Origin of the sequence: Pseudomonas monsensis (assembly GCF_014268495.2) — a bacterium.
Lineage (GTDB): Bacteria > Pseudomonadota > Gammaproteobacteria > Pseudomonadales > Pseudomonadaceae > Aquipseudomonas > Aquipseudomonas monsensis.
Genome location: NZ_CP077087.1, coordinates 1274995 through 1291971, shown reverse-complemented (window position 1 = coordinate 1291971; position 16977 = coordinate 1274995). Strand labels below are relative to the sequence as shown.

At 60.0% G+C, this 16977-nt stretch carries 17 protein-coding genes; 3 read left to right on the top strand and 14 right to left on the bottom strand.

The window, feature by feature from the left end; all coding sequences use genetic code 11:
- Window positions 1–84: 84 nt before the first annotated feature.
- The 4 genes from cysN to HV782_RS05435 form a co-directional block, all read right to left on the bottom strand.
- Window positions 85–1983: a sulfate adenylyltransferase subunit CysN gene (gene cysN / locus HV782_RS05450; RefSeq protein ID WP_186745581.1), complete on the bottom strand. Its 1899-nt coding sequence runs from the start codon at window positions 1981–1983 to the stop codon at window positions 85–87.
- A 53-nt stretch (window positions 1984–2036) separates the two neighbouring features.
- On the bottom strand, window positions 2037–2378 hold the full coding sequence (locus HV782_RS05445) for a four helix bundle protein (RefSeq protein WP_128615205.1): 342 nt from the start codon (window positions 2376–2378) through the stop codon (window positions 2037–2039).
- Between the two features lie 104 nt (window positions 2379–2482).
- A complete protein-coding gene (cysD, locus tag HV782_RS05440; RefSeq protein WP_098967227.1) occupies window positions 2483–3400 on the bottom strand; it encodes a sulfate adenylyltransferase subunit CysD in 918 nt (305 codons plus the stop codon).
- A gap of 193 nt (window positions 3401–3593) precedes the next feature.
- Window positions 3594–4352, bottom strand: coding sequence for a Nif3-like dinuclear metal center hexameric protein (locus tag HV782_RS05435; protein WP_186745592.1), 759 nt, complete (start codon window positions 4350–4352; stop codon window positions 3594–3596).
- A gap of 103 nt (window positions 4353–4455) precedes the next feature.
- Here HV782_RS05435 and algW point away from each other — a divergent pair, with 103 nt between their 5' ends.
- The 3 genes from algW to HV782_RS05420 all read left to right on the top strand — a co-directional run bounded on the left by algW (window position 4456) and on the right by HV782_RS05420 (window position 8550).
- Complete coding sequence (gene algW / locus HV782_RS05430) at window positions 4456–5613, top strand: Do family serine endopeptidase AlgW (RefSeq protein ID WP_123464691.1); 1158 nt, start codon at window positions 4456–4458, stop codon at window positions 5611–5613.
- 87 nt (window positions 5614–5700) lie between these two features.
- Window positions 5701–7818: a TonB-dependent siderophore receptor gene (locus HV782_RS05425; protein WP_186745594.1), complete on the top strand. Its 2118-nt coding sequence runs from the start codon at window positions 5701–5703 to the stop codon at window positions 7816–7818.
- Between the two features lie 12 nt (window positions 7819–7830).
- Window positions 7831–8550: a DUF4198 domain-containing protein gene (locus tag HV782_RS05420; protein WP_186745596.1), complete on the top strand. Its 720-nt coding sequence runs from the start codon at window positions 7831–7833 to the stop codon at window positions 8548–8550.
- Window positions 8551–8872: 322 nt separating this feature from the next.
- Here the strand turns inward: HV782_RS05420 and hisC are convergent, their stop codons facing one another.
- From hisC to HV782_RS05370, 10 genes are all read right to left on the bottom strand, one after another.
- Window positions 8873–9925: a histidinol-phosphate transaminase gene (hisC, locus tag HV782_RS05415; protein ID WP_123464686.1), complete on the bottom strand. Its 1053-nt coding sequence runs from the start codon at window positions 9923–9925 to the stop codon at window positions 8873–8875.
- A 2-nt stretch (window positions 9926–9927) separates the two neighbouring features.
- Window positions 9928–11265: a histidinol dehydrogenase gene (gene hisD, locus HV782_RS05410; protein ID WP_123464684.1), complete on the bottom strand. Its 1338-nt coding sequence runs from the start codon at window positions 11263–11265 to the stop codon at window positions 9928–9930.
- Window positions 11266–11390: 125 nt separating this feature from the next.
- Window positions 11391–12026, bottom strand: coding sequence for an ATP phosphoribosyltransferase (gene hisG / locus HV782_RS05405; protein WP_123464681.1), 636 nt, complete (start codon window positions 12024–12026; stop codon window positions 11391–11393).
- A 127-nt stretch (window positions 12027–12153) separates the two neighbouring features.
- Complete coding sequence (gene murA / locus HV782_RS05400) at window positions 12154–13419, bottom strand: UDP-N-acetylglucosamine 1-carboxyvinyltransferase (RefSeq protein WP_042608749.1); 1266 nt, start codon at window positions 13417–13419, stop codon at window positions 12154–12156.
- A 22-nt stretch (window positions 13420–13441) separates the two neighbouring features.
- The gene (locus HV782_RS05395; protein WP_123464679.1) at window positions 13442–13681 is read right to left on the bottom strand and encodes a BolA family protein; all 240 of its coding nucleotides are present in this window, start codon (window positions 13679–13681) and stop codon (window positions 13442–13444) included.
- A 115-nt stretch (window positions 13682–13796) separates the two neighbouring features.
- Window positions 13797–14102 carry an STAS domain-containing protein gene (locus HV782_RS05390; protein WP_064387999.1) on the bottom strand — a complete coding sequence of 102 codons (306 nt, stop codon included), beginning with the start codon at window positions 14100–14102 and terminating at the stop codon, window positions 13797–13799.
- Window positions 14099–14743 carry an MlaC/ttg2D family ABC transporter substrate-binding protein gene (locus HV782_RS05385; RefSeq protein ID WP_186745599.1) on the bottom strand — a complete coding sequence of 215 codons (645 nt, stop codon included), beginning with the start codon at window positions 14741–14743 and terminating at the stop codon, window positions 14099–14101. The genes HV782_RS05390 and HV782_RS05385 overlap by 4 nt, the downstream gene beginning before the upstream one ends.
- Before the next feature lie 11 nt (window positions 14744–14754).
- Window positions 14755–15222, bottom strand: coding sequence for an outer membrane lipid asymmetry maintenance protein MlaD (gene mlaD, locus HV782_RS05380; protein WP_007967220.1), 468 nt, complete (start codon window positions 15220–15222; stop codon window positions 14755–14757).
- Window positions 15222–16019 (bottom strand): lipid asymmetry maintenance ABC transporter permease subunit MlaE, encoded by a 798-nt coding sequence (gene mlaE / locus HV782_RS05375; protein WP_064119368.1) that lies wholly within the window; start codon window positions 16017–16019, stop codon window positions 15222–15224. The genes mlaD and mlaE overlap by 1 nt, the downstream gene beginning before the upstream one ends.
- A complete protein-coding gene (locus HV782_RS05370; protein WP_123464675.1) occupies window positions 16019–16828 on the bottom strand; it encodes an ATP-binding cassette domain-containing protein in 810 nt (269 codons plus the stop codon). Before HV782_RS05370 ends, mlaE begins: the two co-directional genes overlap by 1 nt.
- Between the last annotated feature and the right edge of the window lie 149 nt (window positions 16829–16977).

Genomic DNA, 16977 nt, shown 5'->3' with positions numbered 1-16977 from the left:
GGCAATAAAAAACCCGCCGATGATCACTCATCGGCGGGCTTTTTCTTGCAGCTTGAAACTAGAAGCTTGTCGCTGCTTTATTGCTTAGATCGCGCCACGCTTGCGCAGCAGATCCAGCACTTGCTTGACGCTTTCTTCCAGCGACAGCGACTGGGTGTCGATCACCAGGTCGGCGTTCAGCGGCACGTCATACGGGAAGGATTCGCCCGGGATGTTGTCGCCACCGGCGGCATACAGACCCTGCGGATCACGTTCGGCACACACGACCGGCGAGGCCTGCACGTAGACCGTCAGCAGACGATCCTTGCCGATCAGTTCCTTGGCCTGCTCGCGACCTTCAGCGCTTGGCGCGACGAACGCTGCCAGGGTCAGCAGACCGGCTTCGTTGAACTGACGCGCGACATGCGCGGCACGGCGCCAGTTCTCGGTGCGACCGGCGCGATCCTGCGGCAGACCTTTGTTGAGGTCATGACGCAGATTCTGACCATCCAGAACAAACACCGCCCGGCCCATGTCGAACAACTTACGCTCGACCGCATAGGCCAGCGTGCTTTTGCCCGCGCCCGACAAACCGCTGAACAACACGGTGGCCGGCTGCTGACCGAAACGCTGAGCGCGTTCTTCGGTGGCAACATGGGCGAGTTTGCCGTGATGCGTGGCAGTGCCATGCGTCACTGGCTGAGCAACGATCATGCCCGCGCCGACGGTGCCATTGGTCAAACGGTCGATGACGATGAAGGCGCCAGTGGTGCGGTTGCTCTCGTAACCGTCGAGGGCGATCGGCGCGTCGAGCGCGATCTTCACCTTGCCGATTTCGTTGAGCTGCAACGCGCTCGCCGGGCCTTCTTCCAAGGTGTTGACGTCGACCTTGTTGACGATGCTGGCGATCGAGCCCGGCACGTAACTGGTAGCGCGTTTGATGTCGTATTTCTTGCCCGGCAGCATCGGCTCTTCAGCCATCCACACCAGCATCGCTTCGAAGCTGTCGGTGACCGGCGGCACGTTGTCGGCATGCACCAGCAGGTCGCCACGGGAGATGTCGATTTCGTCTTCCATGGTCAGCGTCACCGCTTGACCCGGGCCGGCGTGCTCCAGTTCACCTTCGAAGGTGACGATGGATTTCACGCGGCTGCTCTTGCCCGACGGCAGCACCACCACTTCGTCGCCCTTCTTGACGATGCCGCTGGCGAGGGTGCCGGCGAAACCGCGGAAGTTCAGGTTCGGACGGTTGACGTACTGCACCGGGAAACGCAGATCGGTGAAGTTGCGGTCGCCCGCCACTTCCACGGTCTCGAGGATTTCCATCAGCGACTGGCCGGTGTACCACGGCGAGCGCTCGGACTTGTTCACCACGTTGTCGCCCTTCAGCGCCGACATCGGCACGAAGTGCATGCTGGTCGGCTTCATCTTCAAGCCTTCGGCGAACTTCAGGTAATCGGCCTTGATCGACTCGAACACGCCTTCATCGAAGTCCTTGAGGTCCATCTTGTTGATGGCGACGACGATGTGTTTGATGCCCAGCAGGGACGCGATGAAGCTGTGGCGACGGGTCTGGGTCTGCACGCCGTAACGCGCATCGACGAGGATGATCGCCAGGTCACAGGTGGACGCACCGGTGGCCATGTTGCGGGTGTACTGCTCATGGCCGGGGGTGTCGGCGATGATGAATTTGCGTTTGGCGGTGGAGAAATAACGGTAGGCGACATCAATGGTGATGCCCTGCTCACGTTCGGCCTGCAGACCGTCGACCAGCAACGCCAGGTCGATGTCGTCACCGGTGGTGCCGACTTTCTTCGAATCACGGGTGATGGCTTCCAGGTGATCTTCGTAGATCATCTTGGAGTCGTGCAGCAGGCGCCCGATCAGGGTGCTCTTGCCGTCATCGACGTTACCGCAGGTCAAAAAGCGCAGCAGCTCTTTACGCTCGTGCTGGCCCAGGTAGGCGAGGATGTCCTCGCTGATCAAATCAGATGCGTGGCTCATTGCATTCAAGCTCCGAGCTGTAAGCTTCAAGCGGCAAGCTTGTCGGCGTACAGCTAGTCAGAAATTTTGTTGATCAACCCGACCAGCATTCTAGAAAGCTCTCGGGTTTCCATAATCCAATTTTCAGCCAGCGGTTCTGCGATGTAAGCGATATCTCGGCCTATCAGGATCTGGGTTCGCAACTCTCCACAAGACGCCTTAGCGATCCAAAGAAAGTGGATCTTTTCTTTGCAACTCCGGCGCTCCATGCCTTCAGCAATATTGGAAGGCACTGACAGTGCAGAGCGGGTGATCTGATCCTTGAATCCAAAATCCCCGCATCGCGAAAACTCTCTAAAAATCCTCACCGCCAGACATTTGCTTCGCTGCCACACAACCAGTTTCTCGAAATCCATTACGAGTCATCCGATTCCGGCTCGCAGCAACCGGCCGCAAGCGCCAAACCGCGAAGTTACGCATACTGCCTTTAACTTGCAGCTTGCCGCTTGTAACTTGAAGCTTAAAAGTATCCTTGACGTTTTTTATCTTCCATCGAGCCTGCGCCATCGTGGTCGATGACCCGGCCCTGGCGCTCGGAAGTTCGCGTCAGGAGCATTTCCTGAATGATGTCCGTCAGGCTTTCGGCCTCGGACTCTACCGCGCCCGTCAACGGGTAGCAGCCAAGGGTGCGGAAACGCACTTTCTTTTTGACGATGCGTGCCTTGTCCTCATCGGACAGGTGTTCGAGGATACGGTCGTCGTCGATCATGATCAGCGTACCGTTCTTCTCGATCACTTCACGTTCGGCGGCGAAGTACAGCGGCACGATCGGGATGCCTTCGAGGTAGATGTACTGCCAGATGTCCAGTTCGGTCCAGTTCGACAACGGGAACACACGAATGGATTCGCCCTTGTTGACCTTGCCGTTGTAGACGTTCCACAGCTCCGGACGCTGGTTTTTCGGGTCCCAGCGGTGCTTGCTGTCGCGGAACGAGTACACGCGCTCTTTGGCGCGGGATTTCTCTTCATCGCGACGGGCACCGCCGAAGGCTGCGTCGAAACCATGCTTGTCGAGTGCCTGTTTCAGGCCCTCGGTCTTCATGATGTCGGTGTGCTTGGCGCTGCCGTGGGTGAACGGATTGATGTTCTGTGCCACGCCATCGGGGTTGATGTGGGTGATCAGGTCCAGGCCCAGTTCTTCGACCATCTTGTCGCGGAACTTGTACATCTCCTGGAATTTCCAGCGGGTGTCGACGTGCATCACCGGAAACGGCAGTTTGCCCGGGAAGAACGCCTTGCGTGCCAGGTGCAGCATCACGGCGGAGTCTTTACCGATGGAGTACAGCATCACCGGGTTATCGAACTCGGCGGCCACCTCGCGGATGATGTGGATGCTTTCCGCCTCCAGCTGTTTCAGATGCGTCAGTTTGTCGACCATGGCTACTCACGAAAGCTTTCTTATGAACGGCCAGCGGGCCGTGTTCGAGCGGGGAATCCTAGCACAGCGTCCTTCTTCTAATCAGGGCGCAAGCTAGAACGAAAGGGCATATGAATATGCCCACTCGTTTGGGCGCGCGCGCCCCCCTGTATGAGCGAGCAGGCTCAGTCCTACAGGAGAAATGCGGAGTTCATCAGATCGGGTTGGGGCAGTCGATGAAGATGTGTTCGACGGCGAAGCGTTTCGCCAGATAGTCGCCCAGGGCCTGTACGCCGTAGCGTTCGGTGGCGTGATGACCGGCAGCGATGAAGCTGATGTCGTTCTCGCGGGCGCTGTGGAAGGTCTGCTCGGACGCTTCACCGCTCAGATACAGATCGACACCTGCCGCGACCGCCTGATCGATATAGCCCTGCCCGCCGCCGGTGCACCAGCCGACCCGACGAATCATCGGGCTGCCTTCGATCAGCAGCGGTTCACGGCCCATGACGTCTTTTACCTTGCGGGCGAAATCACGTGCCGTCATTGGTTCGTTCAACGACCCGACCAGGCCGACAATCTTCAGGTTGTCCGGGTCCAGCGGCCCTTCGACGGTGATGTCCAGTTGCCGCGCCAGTTGCACGTTGTTGCCGACCTCCGGGTGCAGGTCCAGCGGCAAGTGGTAGGCGAGCAGACTGATGTCGTGCTTGAGCAAGGTCTTCAAGCGACGCTGCTTCATGCCGGTGATGCAGGGGTTCTCGCCCTTCCAGAAGTAACCGTGGTGCACCAATATCAGATCGGCCTCGGCTGCGACGGCGGCATCGAGCAATGCCTGACTGGCGGTGACGCCGCTGACAATGCGCATCACCTGTGGCCGGCCTTCGACCTGCAGGCCGTTGGGGCAATAATCGGCAATTTTCGCACTGCCAAGGTAACGGTCGGCTTCTTCAACGAGGGTGCTGAGGGCAACGGCCATGAAAGACTCCTAAATATCCCGTTCAGAGGCGCGCGCGGCCTCGTATAATGCGCGACATTATGGGCGGTCTGACCCCGCCTGCAACTTTTCCAGGACGTGCTTAATGCTCAAGGCGCTGCGTTTTTTCGGCTGGCCGCTGTTGGCCGGTGTGCTTATCGCTCTGTTGATTATTCAGCGTTACCCGCAGTGGGTCGGGCTCCCGAGCCTCGACGTCAACCTGCAACAGGCCCCGCAAACCACCAGTGTGCAGCAAGGGCCGGTGTCCTACGCCGATGCGGTGACCATCGCCGCGCCGTCGGTGGTCAACCTTTACACCACCAAAGTCATCAACAAACCCGCGCATCCGCTGTTTGAAGACCCACAGTTCCGGCGTTTTTTCGGTGACAACTCGCCCAAGCAGAAGCGCATGGAGTCGAGCCTCGGTTCCGGCGTGATCATGAGCCCGGAAGGCTACATTCTGACCAACAACCACGTCACCAGCGGCGCGGATCAGATTGTCGTGGCGCTCAAGGATGGTCGCGAGACATTGGCCCGGGTGATCGGCAGCGATCCGGAAACCGACCTCGCCGTGCTCAAGATCGATCTGAAAAACCTGCCGGCGATCACTATCGGTCGCTCCGACAACATTCGCATCGGTGACGTCGCGCTGGCCATCGGCAACCCGTTCGGCGTCGGCCAGACGGTGACGATGGGCATCATCAGCGCCACCGGGCGCAATCAGCTGGGCCTGAACAACTACGAAGACTTCATCCAGACCGACGCCGCGATCAACCCGGGCAACTCCGGCGGTGCGCTGGTGGATGCCAACGGCAACCTGACCGGCATCAACACCGCGATCTTCTCCAAGTCCGGCGGCTCGCAGGGCATCGGTTTTGCGATTCCGGTGAAACTGGCGATGGAAGTGATGAAGTCGATCATCGAGCACGGCCAGGTGATTCGTGGCTGGCTGGGGATTGAAGTGCAGCCGCTGACTCAGGAACTGGCCGAATCGTTTGGCCTGTCGGGACGCCCGGGGATTGTGGTCGCGGGGATTTTCCGCGATGGCCCGGCGCAAAAAGCTGGCCTGCAGTTGGGTGACGTGATTCTGAGCATTGATGGCGAACCGGCCGGAGATGGTCGCAAGTCAATGAACCAGGTCGCGCGGATCAAGCCGACCGACAAGGTGACCATCCAGGTCATGCGCAACGGCAAAGAGCTGAAGCTCACCGCTGAAATCGGCCTGCGCCCACCACCGGCACCGGCGCAGGAAAAAGAAGGGTAAGAGATTGTTCGCGCCAACGGCGCGAATAGCAGACATTCTCAACAGTCATGTTATATTGTTTCAATTGAACAATTGGAACAACATAACATGTCGTCTCGAAAAAGGGCCTCCCTGCTCCGTCTGACCCTGGGTCTACCCCTTGGCTTGCTGGGCGATCCGGTCTTCGCCGAAGAACCGCAACCGCTCGAACTCGACGCCATCAGCGTCACCTCCGACTACGAATCAGCCACCGACCCGGTCAAGGGCTATCGTGCCACGCGGTCGTCGAGCGCGACGAAAACCGACACCGCGATCCGCGACATTCCGCAAGCGATCAGCGTGATACCGGCCAGCGTGCTCAAGGATCTGGGCAGCAGCAGCGTCGAACGCGCACTGGATTTTGCCGGCGGCGTCTCGAAGCAAAACAACTTCGGCGGTCTGACGCTTTACGAATACAGCGTGCGCGGTTTCACCACTTCGGAGTTCTACAAGGACGGTTTCAGCGCCAACCGCGGTTATCCGAGCACGCCGGACGCCGCCAACATCGAGCGCATTGAAGTGCTCAAAGGCCCGGCTGCCAGCCTGTACGGCCGTGGCGATCCGGGTGGCACGGTGAACATCGTCACCAAGAAACCGCAGCCGCAAGCCTTCACGACGCTGCAAACCAGCGCCGGCAGTTGGGACCGCTATCGCAGCGCACTGGACGTCAACACCCCGCTCGATGAACAGGGTGACGTGCTGTCGCGGGTCAACCTCGCCGTCGAGGACAACCACAGCTTTCGCGATCACGTCGACAGCCAGCGCGTGTTCGTCGCCCCCTCGATCAGTTGGCAACTGAACCCCGACACGTCACTGCTGGTGGAAAGCGAAATCGTCCGTCACAGCTCCACCTTTGATCGCGGCATCGTGGCGCCGAACAACAAATGGAGCGGCGTCTCGCGCTCGACCTTCCTCGGCGAACCGAACGACGGCAACATCGCCAACCATAACAACCTGCTGCAGGCGACGCTCGAGCATCACCTCGACGACCGCTGGAAACTGCGTCTGGCCAGCCATTACAAGGAAGGCAAGCTCTGGGGCGACGCGTCCGAAAGCCGACCGCTGAACGCCGATGGCCATACCGTCAACCGCCGTTATCGCGAACGCGACACCAACTGGCACGACAGCATCACCCAACTGGAACTGCGCGGACTGTTCGACCTCGGCCCCTGGCAGCACGAACTGCTGATCGGTACCGAGTATGAAAACTTCCGCAAGAACGAGCGCGTCACCACCATCGCCGGCGGCCCGTACGCCATCGACATCTATAAACCGATCTACGGCCAGGCAAAACCCGACGGCGCGCGCTCGGGCAGCGACTTTTTCGAACACGTCGAGAGCCAGGCGCTGAACCTGCAGGATCAAATTGTTTTCACCGACAAGCTGCGCGGGATGATCGGCGCGCGTTTTGAACATTTCGATCAACACATCAATGATCGCAGCCGCAATGCCACCAGCCACCAACGTCACGACACCCTCACCCAACGCGCCGGCCTGCTCTATCAAGTGACGCCGGATACCGGCCTGTTCGCCAACGCATCGACCTCGTTCAAACCAAACAATGGGCTCGACGCGTCCGGTAAATCCTTCGATCCGGAAGAAGGCGTCGGTTATGAAATCGGCATCAAGAACGAGCTGTTCGACGAGCGCCTGAGCAGCACCCTCGCCTTCTTCCACATCGACAAGGAAAACGTCCTCGCCCTCGACCCGGCTACCGACAGCAGCCGCGCGATGGGCAAGGCGCGCAGTCGCGGGTTCGATTGGCAGGTCACCGGGCAAGTGACCGACGCCGTGCGGGTAATTGGCGCCTTCGCCTACATTGATGCCGAAGTCACTCAGGGTGACGCGGTGATTCCCACCGGCAGCCGCATTCTCGGCGTGGCTAAACGCAGCGGCAGTCTGCTGGGTGTGTACGAGTTTCAGGACGGCCACCTGCGCGGCTCGGACGTCGGCGCGGCGTTCACCTACGTCGGCGACCGTTCCGGTGAAGCCGGCAGCGACTTCGAATTGCCGGCCTACCACACCGTCGACCTGCTGGCCCATTACAAGGCCAGCGACACCGTCACCGTCGGCCTGAACCTGAACAACCTCTTTGACGAAAAGTACTACGAGCGCGCCTACAGCAACTACTGGGTCAACCCCGGCGAACCGCGCAATTTCACTGTCAGCCTGACTCTCAACCTGTAAAAGGAAGTCCCCATGCAATACGGCAAAACCCTTGTGCTCATCGCCGCACTGTTCGCCGGCCAGGTCTCGGCCCACGGCCTGTGGACGGAACAACGCCGCGGCAATATCGAAGTGATCTACGGCCATGGCGCCGAAGACAACGCGTTCAAGGCGCAGAAAATCAGCGGCGCCTGGGCCTATGACGCGGGCGGCAAGATGATCCCGGTCAGCGTCGAGCGCCTGGCGGACCATGCACGCTTGAAACCCTTGAAGTCGCCGGCGGTGATGGCCGTGGCGCTGAACAACGGGATGTGGTCGCAGACGGCTGACAAGAAGTGGATCAACGAAGGGCGCAGTAAAGTGCCGGGGGCGGTCGAGGCGACCGAGACGTTCAAATACAGCCTGGCGATTTACCAGCCGGGGGCAAAGTTGCCCAAGCTCGATCAAATCAGGTTGCTGATTTTGCCGGAGGTCGATCCGCTGACCGTTGGCCCGGGCAAATCATTGCCGGTGCGGGTATTGCTCGATGGCAAACCGGCAGCGGGCGTGAAGTTGATCGGTGATTATCGCAGTGCGCCGAACACGCTGAGCACCGAGACCGACAAGGACGGACGTGCGCAGGTGTTGGTGAGGAATGAAGGGTTGAATGTGATTGCGGCGCAGGTGGAAGTGCCGGTCAAGGACAACGCTGATGTGGACAGTCGTGGACTGTTCAGTTCGCTGACGTTCCTTGGCGAACCGCATCACGAATAAAAGCAGCCCCTCACCCCAACCCTCTCCCGGAGGGAGAGGGGGCCGACCGGGTTGTCTTGCGGGATACATCGACCTGAAAGATCAAGTCGATTAGGGATTCGGTACAGCACTTTCACCTCGGCGAAACTCTGCAATATCCCGCAATCAGTCCCCTCTCCCTTTGGGAGAGGGGGCCGACCGGGTTGTCTTGCGGGATACATCGACCTGAAAGATCAAATCGATTAGGGATTCGGCACAGCACTTTCACGTCGGCGAAACTCTGCAATATCCCGCAATCAGTCCCCTCTCCCTTTGGGAGAGGGTCAGGGTGAGGGCTTTGCTTTTAGAGCTCGCCAAGCCCAACGATCAGCGCCTGGTTCTGCTCCGGCGTACCGATCGAAATCCGCAGGAACTGCGCAATCCGCTCCTGCTTGAAGTGCCGCACAATCACGCCCTGCTCACGCAACTTCGCTGCCAGACCCGCTGCATCATGCTGCGGGTGCCGCGCAAAAATGAAGTTGGCCGCCGACGGCAACACTTCAAAACCCTTGGCCTGCAACTGCGCGATCACCCACTCGCGGCTCTCGATCACCAGACGGCAAGTCTTGTCGAAATACTCGCGATCTTCGAACGCTGCTGCCGCACCGACAATCGCCAGGCGATCCAGCGGATAAGAGTTGAAGCTGTTCTTGATCCGCTCCAGCGCTTCGATCAGATCTGGATGCCCCACCGCCAGACCCACGCGCAGCCCGGCCAGCGAGCGCGACTTGGACAGCGTCTGCGTTACCAGCAGGTTCGGATAACGGTCAACCAGACTGATCGCCGTCTCGCCGCCGAAGTCGATGTACGCCTCATCCACGACCACCACCGAATCCGGGCTGGCCTTGAGAATCTGCTCGACCGCCTCCAGCGCAAGCAGGCAACCGGTCGGTGCGTTCGGGTTCGGGAAAATGATCCCGCCGTTCGGCTTGGCGTAGTCCGCCGGGTTGATCTGGAACTGCGCGTCCAGCGGCACGGCATCGAACTGGATGCCGTACAGACCGCAATACACCGGGTAGAAGCTGTAGCTGATATCCGGGAACAGCAGTGGCTGCTCGTGTTGCAGCAGACCGTGGAAGATGTGCGCCAGCACTTCGTCCGAACCGTTGCCGAGGAACACCTGATTGCTCTGCACGCCGTAGTAGTTGGCGACGGCGGTTTTCAGCAGATCGCTGTTCGGGTCCGGGTACAGACGCAGGTTGTCGTTGAGTTCGGTCTGCATCGCCGCCAGGGCTTTTGGCGACGGGCCGTAGGGATTTTCGTTGGTGTTGAGCTTGACCAGTCTGGTCAGCTTCGGCTGCTCGCCTGGCACGTAAGGCACCAGATCCTTGACGAACGGGCTCCAGAATTTACTCATGTTCATTCCCCTTGCCCTTGAAGAAAGTCTTGGTCTTTGATGCGGTATTCAGCGCTGCGTGCGTGCGCGCTCAGGGATTCGCCACGGGCCAGCACCGATGCGGTCTTGCCCAGCTCGGAAGCACCGGCTTCGGAGCAGAAGATGATCGACGAACGTTTCTGGAAGTCGTACACACCCAGCGGCGAGGAGAAACGCGCGGTGCCGGAGGTCGGCAGCACGTGGTTCGGGCCGGCGCAATAGTCGCCCAGCGCCTCGGAGGTGTGACGGCCCATGAAGATCGCGCCGGCGTGACGGATCTGCGGCAGCCAGGCCTGCGGGTCGGCCACCGACAGCTCCAGGTGCTCCGGGGCGATGCGGTTGGCGACTTCGATGGCTTGCGCCATGTCACGCACGTGAATCAGCGCACCGCGACCGTTGATCGAGGTTTCGATGATGGTCGCGCGGTCCATGGTCGGCAGCAGCTTGTCGATGCTCGCGGCCACCTTGTCGAGGAACCCGGCGTCGGGGCTGACCAGAATCGCCTGGGCGTCTTCGTCGTGTTCGGCCTGGGAGAACAGATCCATGGCGATCCAGTCCGGATCGGTCTGGCCGTCGCACACCACGAGAATCTCGGACGGGCCGGCGATCATGTCGATACCAACCTGACCGAACACGTGGCGCTTGGCGGTGGCGACATAGATGTTGCCCGGGCCGACGACCTTGTCCACTTGCGGCACGCTTTCGGTGCCGTAAGCCAGCGCGGCAACCGCCTGCGCACCGCCGATGGTGAATACCCGGTCGACGCCGGCGATGCACGCCGCCGCCAGCACCAGCTCATTGATTTCACCGCGCGGGGTGGGCACGACCATGACCACTTCGGTCACGCCGGCGACCTTGGCCGGAATCGCGTTCATCAACACCGACGACGGGTACGACGCCTTGCCGCCCGGCACGTAGAGGCCGGCACGATCCAGTGGCGTGACCTTCTGGCCCAGCACCGTACCGTCGGCTTCGGTGTAGCTCCAGGAGTCCTGTTTCTGTTTTTCGTGGTAGCTGCGCACGCGCGCTGCGGCTTTTTCCAGCGCTTCGCGTTGCGCCACGGTGATGCGGGTCAGGGCCAGCTCCAGGCGCTCGCGCGGCAGGATCAGGTCAGCCATCGAGGCGACTTCAAGGCCGTCGAATTTCTGGGTGAACTCGACCAGCGCCGCATCACCGCGCTCGCGCACAGCCTTGATGATGTCCAGCACGCGCTGATTGACCGAGTCGTCAGACACACTTTCCCAGCTCAGCAGATGATCCAGATGATGCGCGAAATCCGGGTCAGCAGCGTTGAGTCGGCGAATTGCAGTCGGTGCGGTCATAGCGAGAGCCTCATAGGAATGGCAAAAACTCAGGCGCCCTAACTTAGCAGTCGTTTCCGCTTGGGCACCTGAGATTCTGGCTATGAGGCGGATAGACGGGCGCGACTCAAGGTCGCGCAGGTACATCAGCCGCGGTGTCGCGATTCCACTGCCTTGCGCAGGGTATCGATCAACGCCTGGATCCGGGCGTGTTGCATCTTCATCGAAGCCTTGTTGACCACCAGGCGCGAGCTGATCGTGGCGATCAGTTCCTGAGGTTCCAGGCCGTTGGCGCGCAGGGTGTTGCCGGTGTCGACCACGTCGATGATCTTGTCGGCCAGACCAATCAGCGGTGCCAGCTCCATCGAGCCGTAGAGCTTGATGATGTCGACCTGACGGCCCTGTTCGGCGTAGTAACGCTTGGCAACGTTGACGAACTTGGTCGCCACGCGCAGACGGCCTTTAGGCTCGGCTGCGCCAATCTTGCCGGCGGTCATCAGCTTGCACTGGGCAATCTGCAAATCCAGTGGCTCGTAAAGGCCCTGGCCGCTGTATTCCATCAGCACGTCCTTGCCGGCCACGCCGAGGTCGGCCGCGCCATGCTCGACATAGGTCGGCACGTCAGTGGCGCGCACGATCAGCAGACGAACGTCGTCCTGGGTCGTGGGGATGATCAGCTTGCGGCTCTTGTCCGGATTCTCGGTCGGCACGATGCCCGCTTCGGCGAGAAGCGGCAGGGTGTCGTCAAGGATTCGGCCCTTGGACAGTGCGATGGTCAACATGGGAAACGTCAGTCCTTATCAAGGTACTCATGTCCGGTCGCAATCGGCGCCGGACACACATCGAGCCGGAAACCGGCTCGACTCAAAACGAACTCAGCGGACACGTCCCTGTGTCCCGATGCAGCAATCAGCCCGGAACGCGACGGATCTTGGCGCCCAGCATCTGCAGTTTTTCTTCGATGCACTCGTAACCACGGTCGATGTGGTAGATGCGATCGATCAGGGTATCGCCTTCGGCCATCAGTGCCGAGATCACCAGACTGGCCGACGCCCGCAGGTCGGTCGCCATCACTGGCGCACCCTTGAGGATTTCGGTACCGGTGACGATGGCAGTGTTGCCTTCGACCTGGATCTTGGCGCCCATGCGGTGCAATTCGTACACGTGCATGAAACGGTTTTCGAAGATCGTCTCGATCACGGCACCGGTGCCTTCGGCAATGGCGTTGAGCGAGATGAACTGCGCCTGCATGTCGGTCGGGAACGCCGGGTACGGCGCGGTGCGCACGTTGACCGCTTTCGGGCGCTTGCCGTGCATGTTCAGCTCGATCCAGTCTTCACCGCAGGTGATTTCTGCACCGGCTTCACGGAGTTTTTCCAGAACGGCTTCGAGAATGGTCGGATCAGTGTCCTTGACCTTGACGCGGCCACCGGTGACCGCAGCGGCCACCAGGTAAGTGCCGGTTTCGATACGGTCAGGCATGACCTTGTAGAACGCCGAACCCAGGCGCTCGACGCCATCAATGGTGATGGTGTCGGTACCGGCGCCGGAAACCTTGGCGCCCATGGCGTTGAGGAAGTTCGCCAGGTCAACCACTTCAGGCTCGCGAGCGGCGTTCTGCAGCACGCTGCGGCCCTTGGCCAGAGCAGCGGCCATCATGATGTTTTCGGTACCGGTCACACTGACGGTATCGAAGAAGAAGTGTGCACCGCGCAGGCCGCCTTCCGGCGCCTTGGCCTTGATGTAGCCGCCTTCGACGTCGATGACCGCGCCCATGGCTTCGAGACCACGGATGTGCAGGTCGACCGGACGCGAACCGATGGCGCAACCGCCAGGCAGGGCGACTTCGGCTTCACCGAAACGGGCAACCATAGGGCCCAGCACGAGGATCGACGCACGCATGGTTTTCACCAGTTCGTACGGGGCGATCAGGGTCTTGATGGTGCGCGGGTCGATTTCGACGCTGAGTTTCTCGTCGATCACCGGCTCGATGCCCATGCGACCGAACAACTCGATCATGGTGGTGATGTCATGCAGGTGCGGCAGGTTGCCAACGGTCACCGGGCCATCGCACAGCAGGGTGGCGGCCAGGATCGGCAGGGCAGAGTTCTTTGCCCCGGAAATGCGGATCTCGCCATCAAGACGAGCGCCACCGGTAATAATCAATTTATCCATAAGAATCTCGACGCCCTAGGGCTCAGGTGCGCTCGGCCCAGGCCGCGCGGCTGAAAAATTTCATAGTGACCGCGTGGATGCTGCCATCGGCGATCCATGGGTTCAAATGGGCATAGATGCTTTGCTGACGCTTGACCGGGCTCAACGCCGCCAGTTCATCGCTAATCACGTTCAGCTGAAAGTTGCACCCTTCGCCTTCAACTTCTACCAGCGTTCCTGGCAGCTTCCCTTCAAGGAAGCTCTTCACTTCTACGGCCTGCATGCTCAACCTCAATCGGCGCCCTGTGCGCACGGGTCGGACATCATACAAAAAAGCCCCGCGCCTGCGAACCCCGCATGGCAGGACTCTGACGGGGGGCTATTTGATTGATGCGGGTTCAGGGGTGCGCCAACAACTCGGTCAATTCACTGACCTGAGCGATTTCACGCATGTCTTCGGGCATCGCGCGAATGCTGACGGCCTTGCCGGCCGCCTGGGCATCACGCATGAAGCACAGCAGCAACGACAAACCGACGCTGCTGGACTTCTTTACCGCCGAGCAGTCGATCACCAGCGACGACGCCTTGCTGGATTTGATCAGCGCCTGGCCTTCCTTTCGCAAGTCCGGCCCGGTGCGATAATCCAGCACTCCGCTGAGCAATAGCTCGTCGACATCACTCATACGAACTGCCGCCTCACTCATTGCGCTGGTTTCTTTTCGGTGGCTTCCTTGGCCTTGGCCACTTCACCGGCCCAACCATTGATGGTCTTGTCCAGATCGTTGCCATTGCGCTGCATCGCATCCGCGAACTGGTCACGGAACAGCTTGCCGATGTTGATGCCATTGATGATCACGTTACGCAGCTTCCACTCGCCGCTGATCTTCTCGAGCGTGTATTGCACAGGATAGATCGCGCCATTGCTGCCCTTGACGGTCATGCCGACGCTGGTGCGATCGCCCGACTCATCCTTGGCAGGATCAACCGTGATGCCCTGATTGTTGTACTCCAGCAAAGCGTTGCCGTAGAACTGGAACAGGCCTCTCTTGAAGTTTTCCTGGAAGGTCTTCATCTGCGCGGGCGTGGCCTTGCGCGAATATTTGACCGTCATGATGCTTTTGGAAATGCCTTCGGCATCCACCACCGGACCGACGATGGTATTCAACGCCGTGTAGAAATCCTGCGGATCCTGCTTGTACTTCTCTTTGTTCGCTGCCAGGTCGGCAAGCATCCGGTTAGTAGTGTCCTGAACCAGATCGTGCGCGGATTGCCCGGGCGCAGCGTTAGCCATCAGAGGCAAGGCCGCGAGCAACACAAACAGGCCACGTCGCAAGGTAGAGATCATTCAAAAGCTCCTCATTTGGCGTCTTTGCTAACGGTATTGAGCAGGAATTTACCGATCAGGTCTTCCAGTACCAGTGACGACTGCGTGTCGTGGATGGTTCCACCATCCTTCAGACGGGTGTCCTCCCCGCCTACGCTGATACCGATGTACTTCTCGCCCAGCAGACCAGCGGTCAGGATAGACGCTGTGGAGTCAGTCGGCAGGTTGTCGACCTTTTTATCCACTTGCAGCGTGACCCGACCGGTGAAGCTGTCGCGATCCAGATCGATCGCCGTGACCTTGCCGATGGTTACGCCGGCCATGGTCACTTTGGCTCTGACCGTCAAACCGGCGATATTGTCGAAATAGGCATAAAGTTTATACGTGTCGGTGGTCGAAGTCGGAGACAGGCCACTGACCCGCAAAGCAAGCAGCAACAAAGCCAGGATCCCTGCCAGCAGGAACAGGCCGACACCGATTTCCAGGGTGCGGTTTTGCATCAGAAATCTCCAAACATCAAAGCGGTCAGAATAAAGTCCAGGCCGAGCACTGCCAGCGAGGCAAATACCACGGTCTTGGTGGTGGCGCGACTGATGCCCTCGGAAGTGGGCTCACAGTCATAGCCTTGGAATACGGCAATCCAGGTCACGACGAAGGCGAACACGATACTTTTGATGACGCCGTTGAGCACATCGCTGGTGAAGTTCACGCTGTTCTGCATGTTCGCCCAATAAGAGCCTTCATACACACCCAGCCAGTCGACAGCTACCCACGAACCACCCCAGATACCCACCACGCTGAAAATCATGGCCAGCACTGGCAGGGAAATGAAACCGGCCCACAGCCGCGGGGCAATGATGTACTTGAGCGGGTCTACACCGATCATTTCCAGGCTGGAAAGCTGTTCGGTGGATTTCATGTTGCCGATTTCGGCGGTCAGCGCCGAGCCGGCACGCCCGGCGAACAACAGCGCGGTCACCACCGGCCCCAGTTCACGCAGCAGGGTCAACGCAACCATCTGCCCCACGGCCTGCTCCGAACCGTAGCTCGACAGAATGCTGAAGCCTTGCAGCGCCAGGACCATGCCGATGAAAATCCCGGAGACCACGATGATCACCAGCGACATGACGCCGACCGAATGCAGCTGCTTGACCAGCAGGCCGAAACCGCCGCTGATGCCGCCACGACCGAGCAAGGCGTGAAACAGGAACAGCGTGGCACGCCCGAACACCGCAACGGCGTCGATTGCCGACTCGCCGAACCGGCGTACGCGCTCTATTAATGAAATTCTGCGCATCAGCGCTTCCCCAGAAGATCTGCGCGGAAATCCGTCGCTGGAAAATGGTACGGCACCGGGCCATCGGGATTACCGGTCATGAACTGGCGGATACGCGGTTCATCCGAGTTCATCAATTCATCCGGCGTGCCCTGCCCCAGTACCTGACCATCACCCACTACATAGATGTAGTCGGCGATGCTGGCGGTTTCGGCCAAGTCGTGGGAAACCACGATACTGGTGATCCCCAGGGCATCGTTGAGCAGACGGATCAGGCGCACCAGCACGCCCATGGCGATCGGGTCCTGACCGACGAACGGTTCGTCATACATGAGGATCTGCGGGTCGAGGGCAATGGCCCGGGCCAGCGCCACACGACGCTTCATGCCTCCGGACAACTCGTCGGGCATCAGATCGATGGCGCCGCGCAGCCCCACCGCCTGCAACTTGAGCAGAACGATGTCGCGGATCATTTCATCCGGCAGATCGGTATGAACGCGCAGGGGAAACGCGACGTTCTCGAAGACATCGAGATCGGTAAACAGCGCGCCGCTCTGAAACAGCACGCCCATGTGCTTGCGCGCATCGAACAGATCGCTGCGCGACAGCGCCGGCAGGTTCTGACCGTTGACCCAGACTTCGCCGCTGCCGGGACGCAACTGTGCGCCCATCAACCGCAGCAGCGTGGTCTTGCCACACCCGGAAGGTCCCATGATGCCGGTGACCTTGCCGCGCGGGATGCGAATATCGACGTTATTGAAAATGCTGCGCGCACCGCGCTTGAAGGAGACTCCCTTCAGCTCGACCGCGTAAGCGTTATCGGCACTCATCTAAACTCCTTGCGATGCAGCCTCTCACTCGGACGCCTGGCTTTCCTGGGAAAGCACATACCTCGAGGGCAGGCCGAACTGGCGGCGAACTATATCACTGCAAAGCCCAAGCGCCCAAGGCCTCTACCGGGCTGTGTTCAGCGACATGA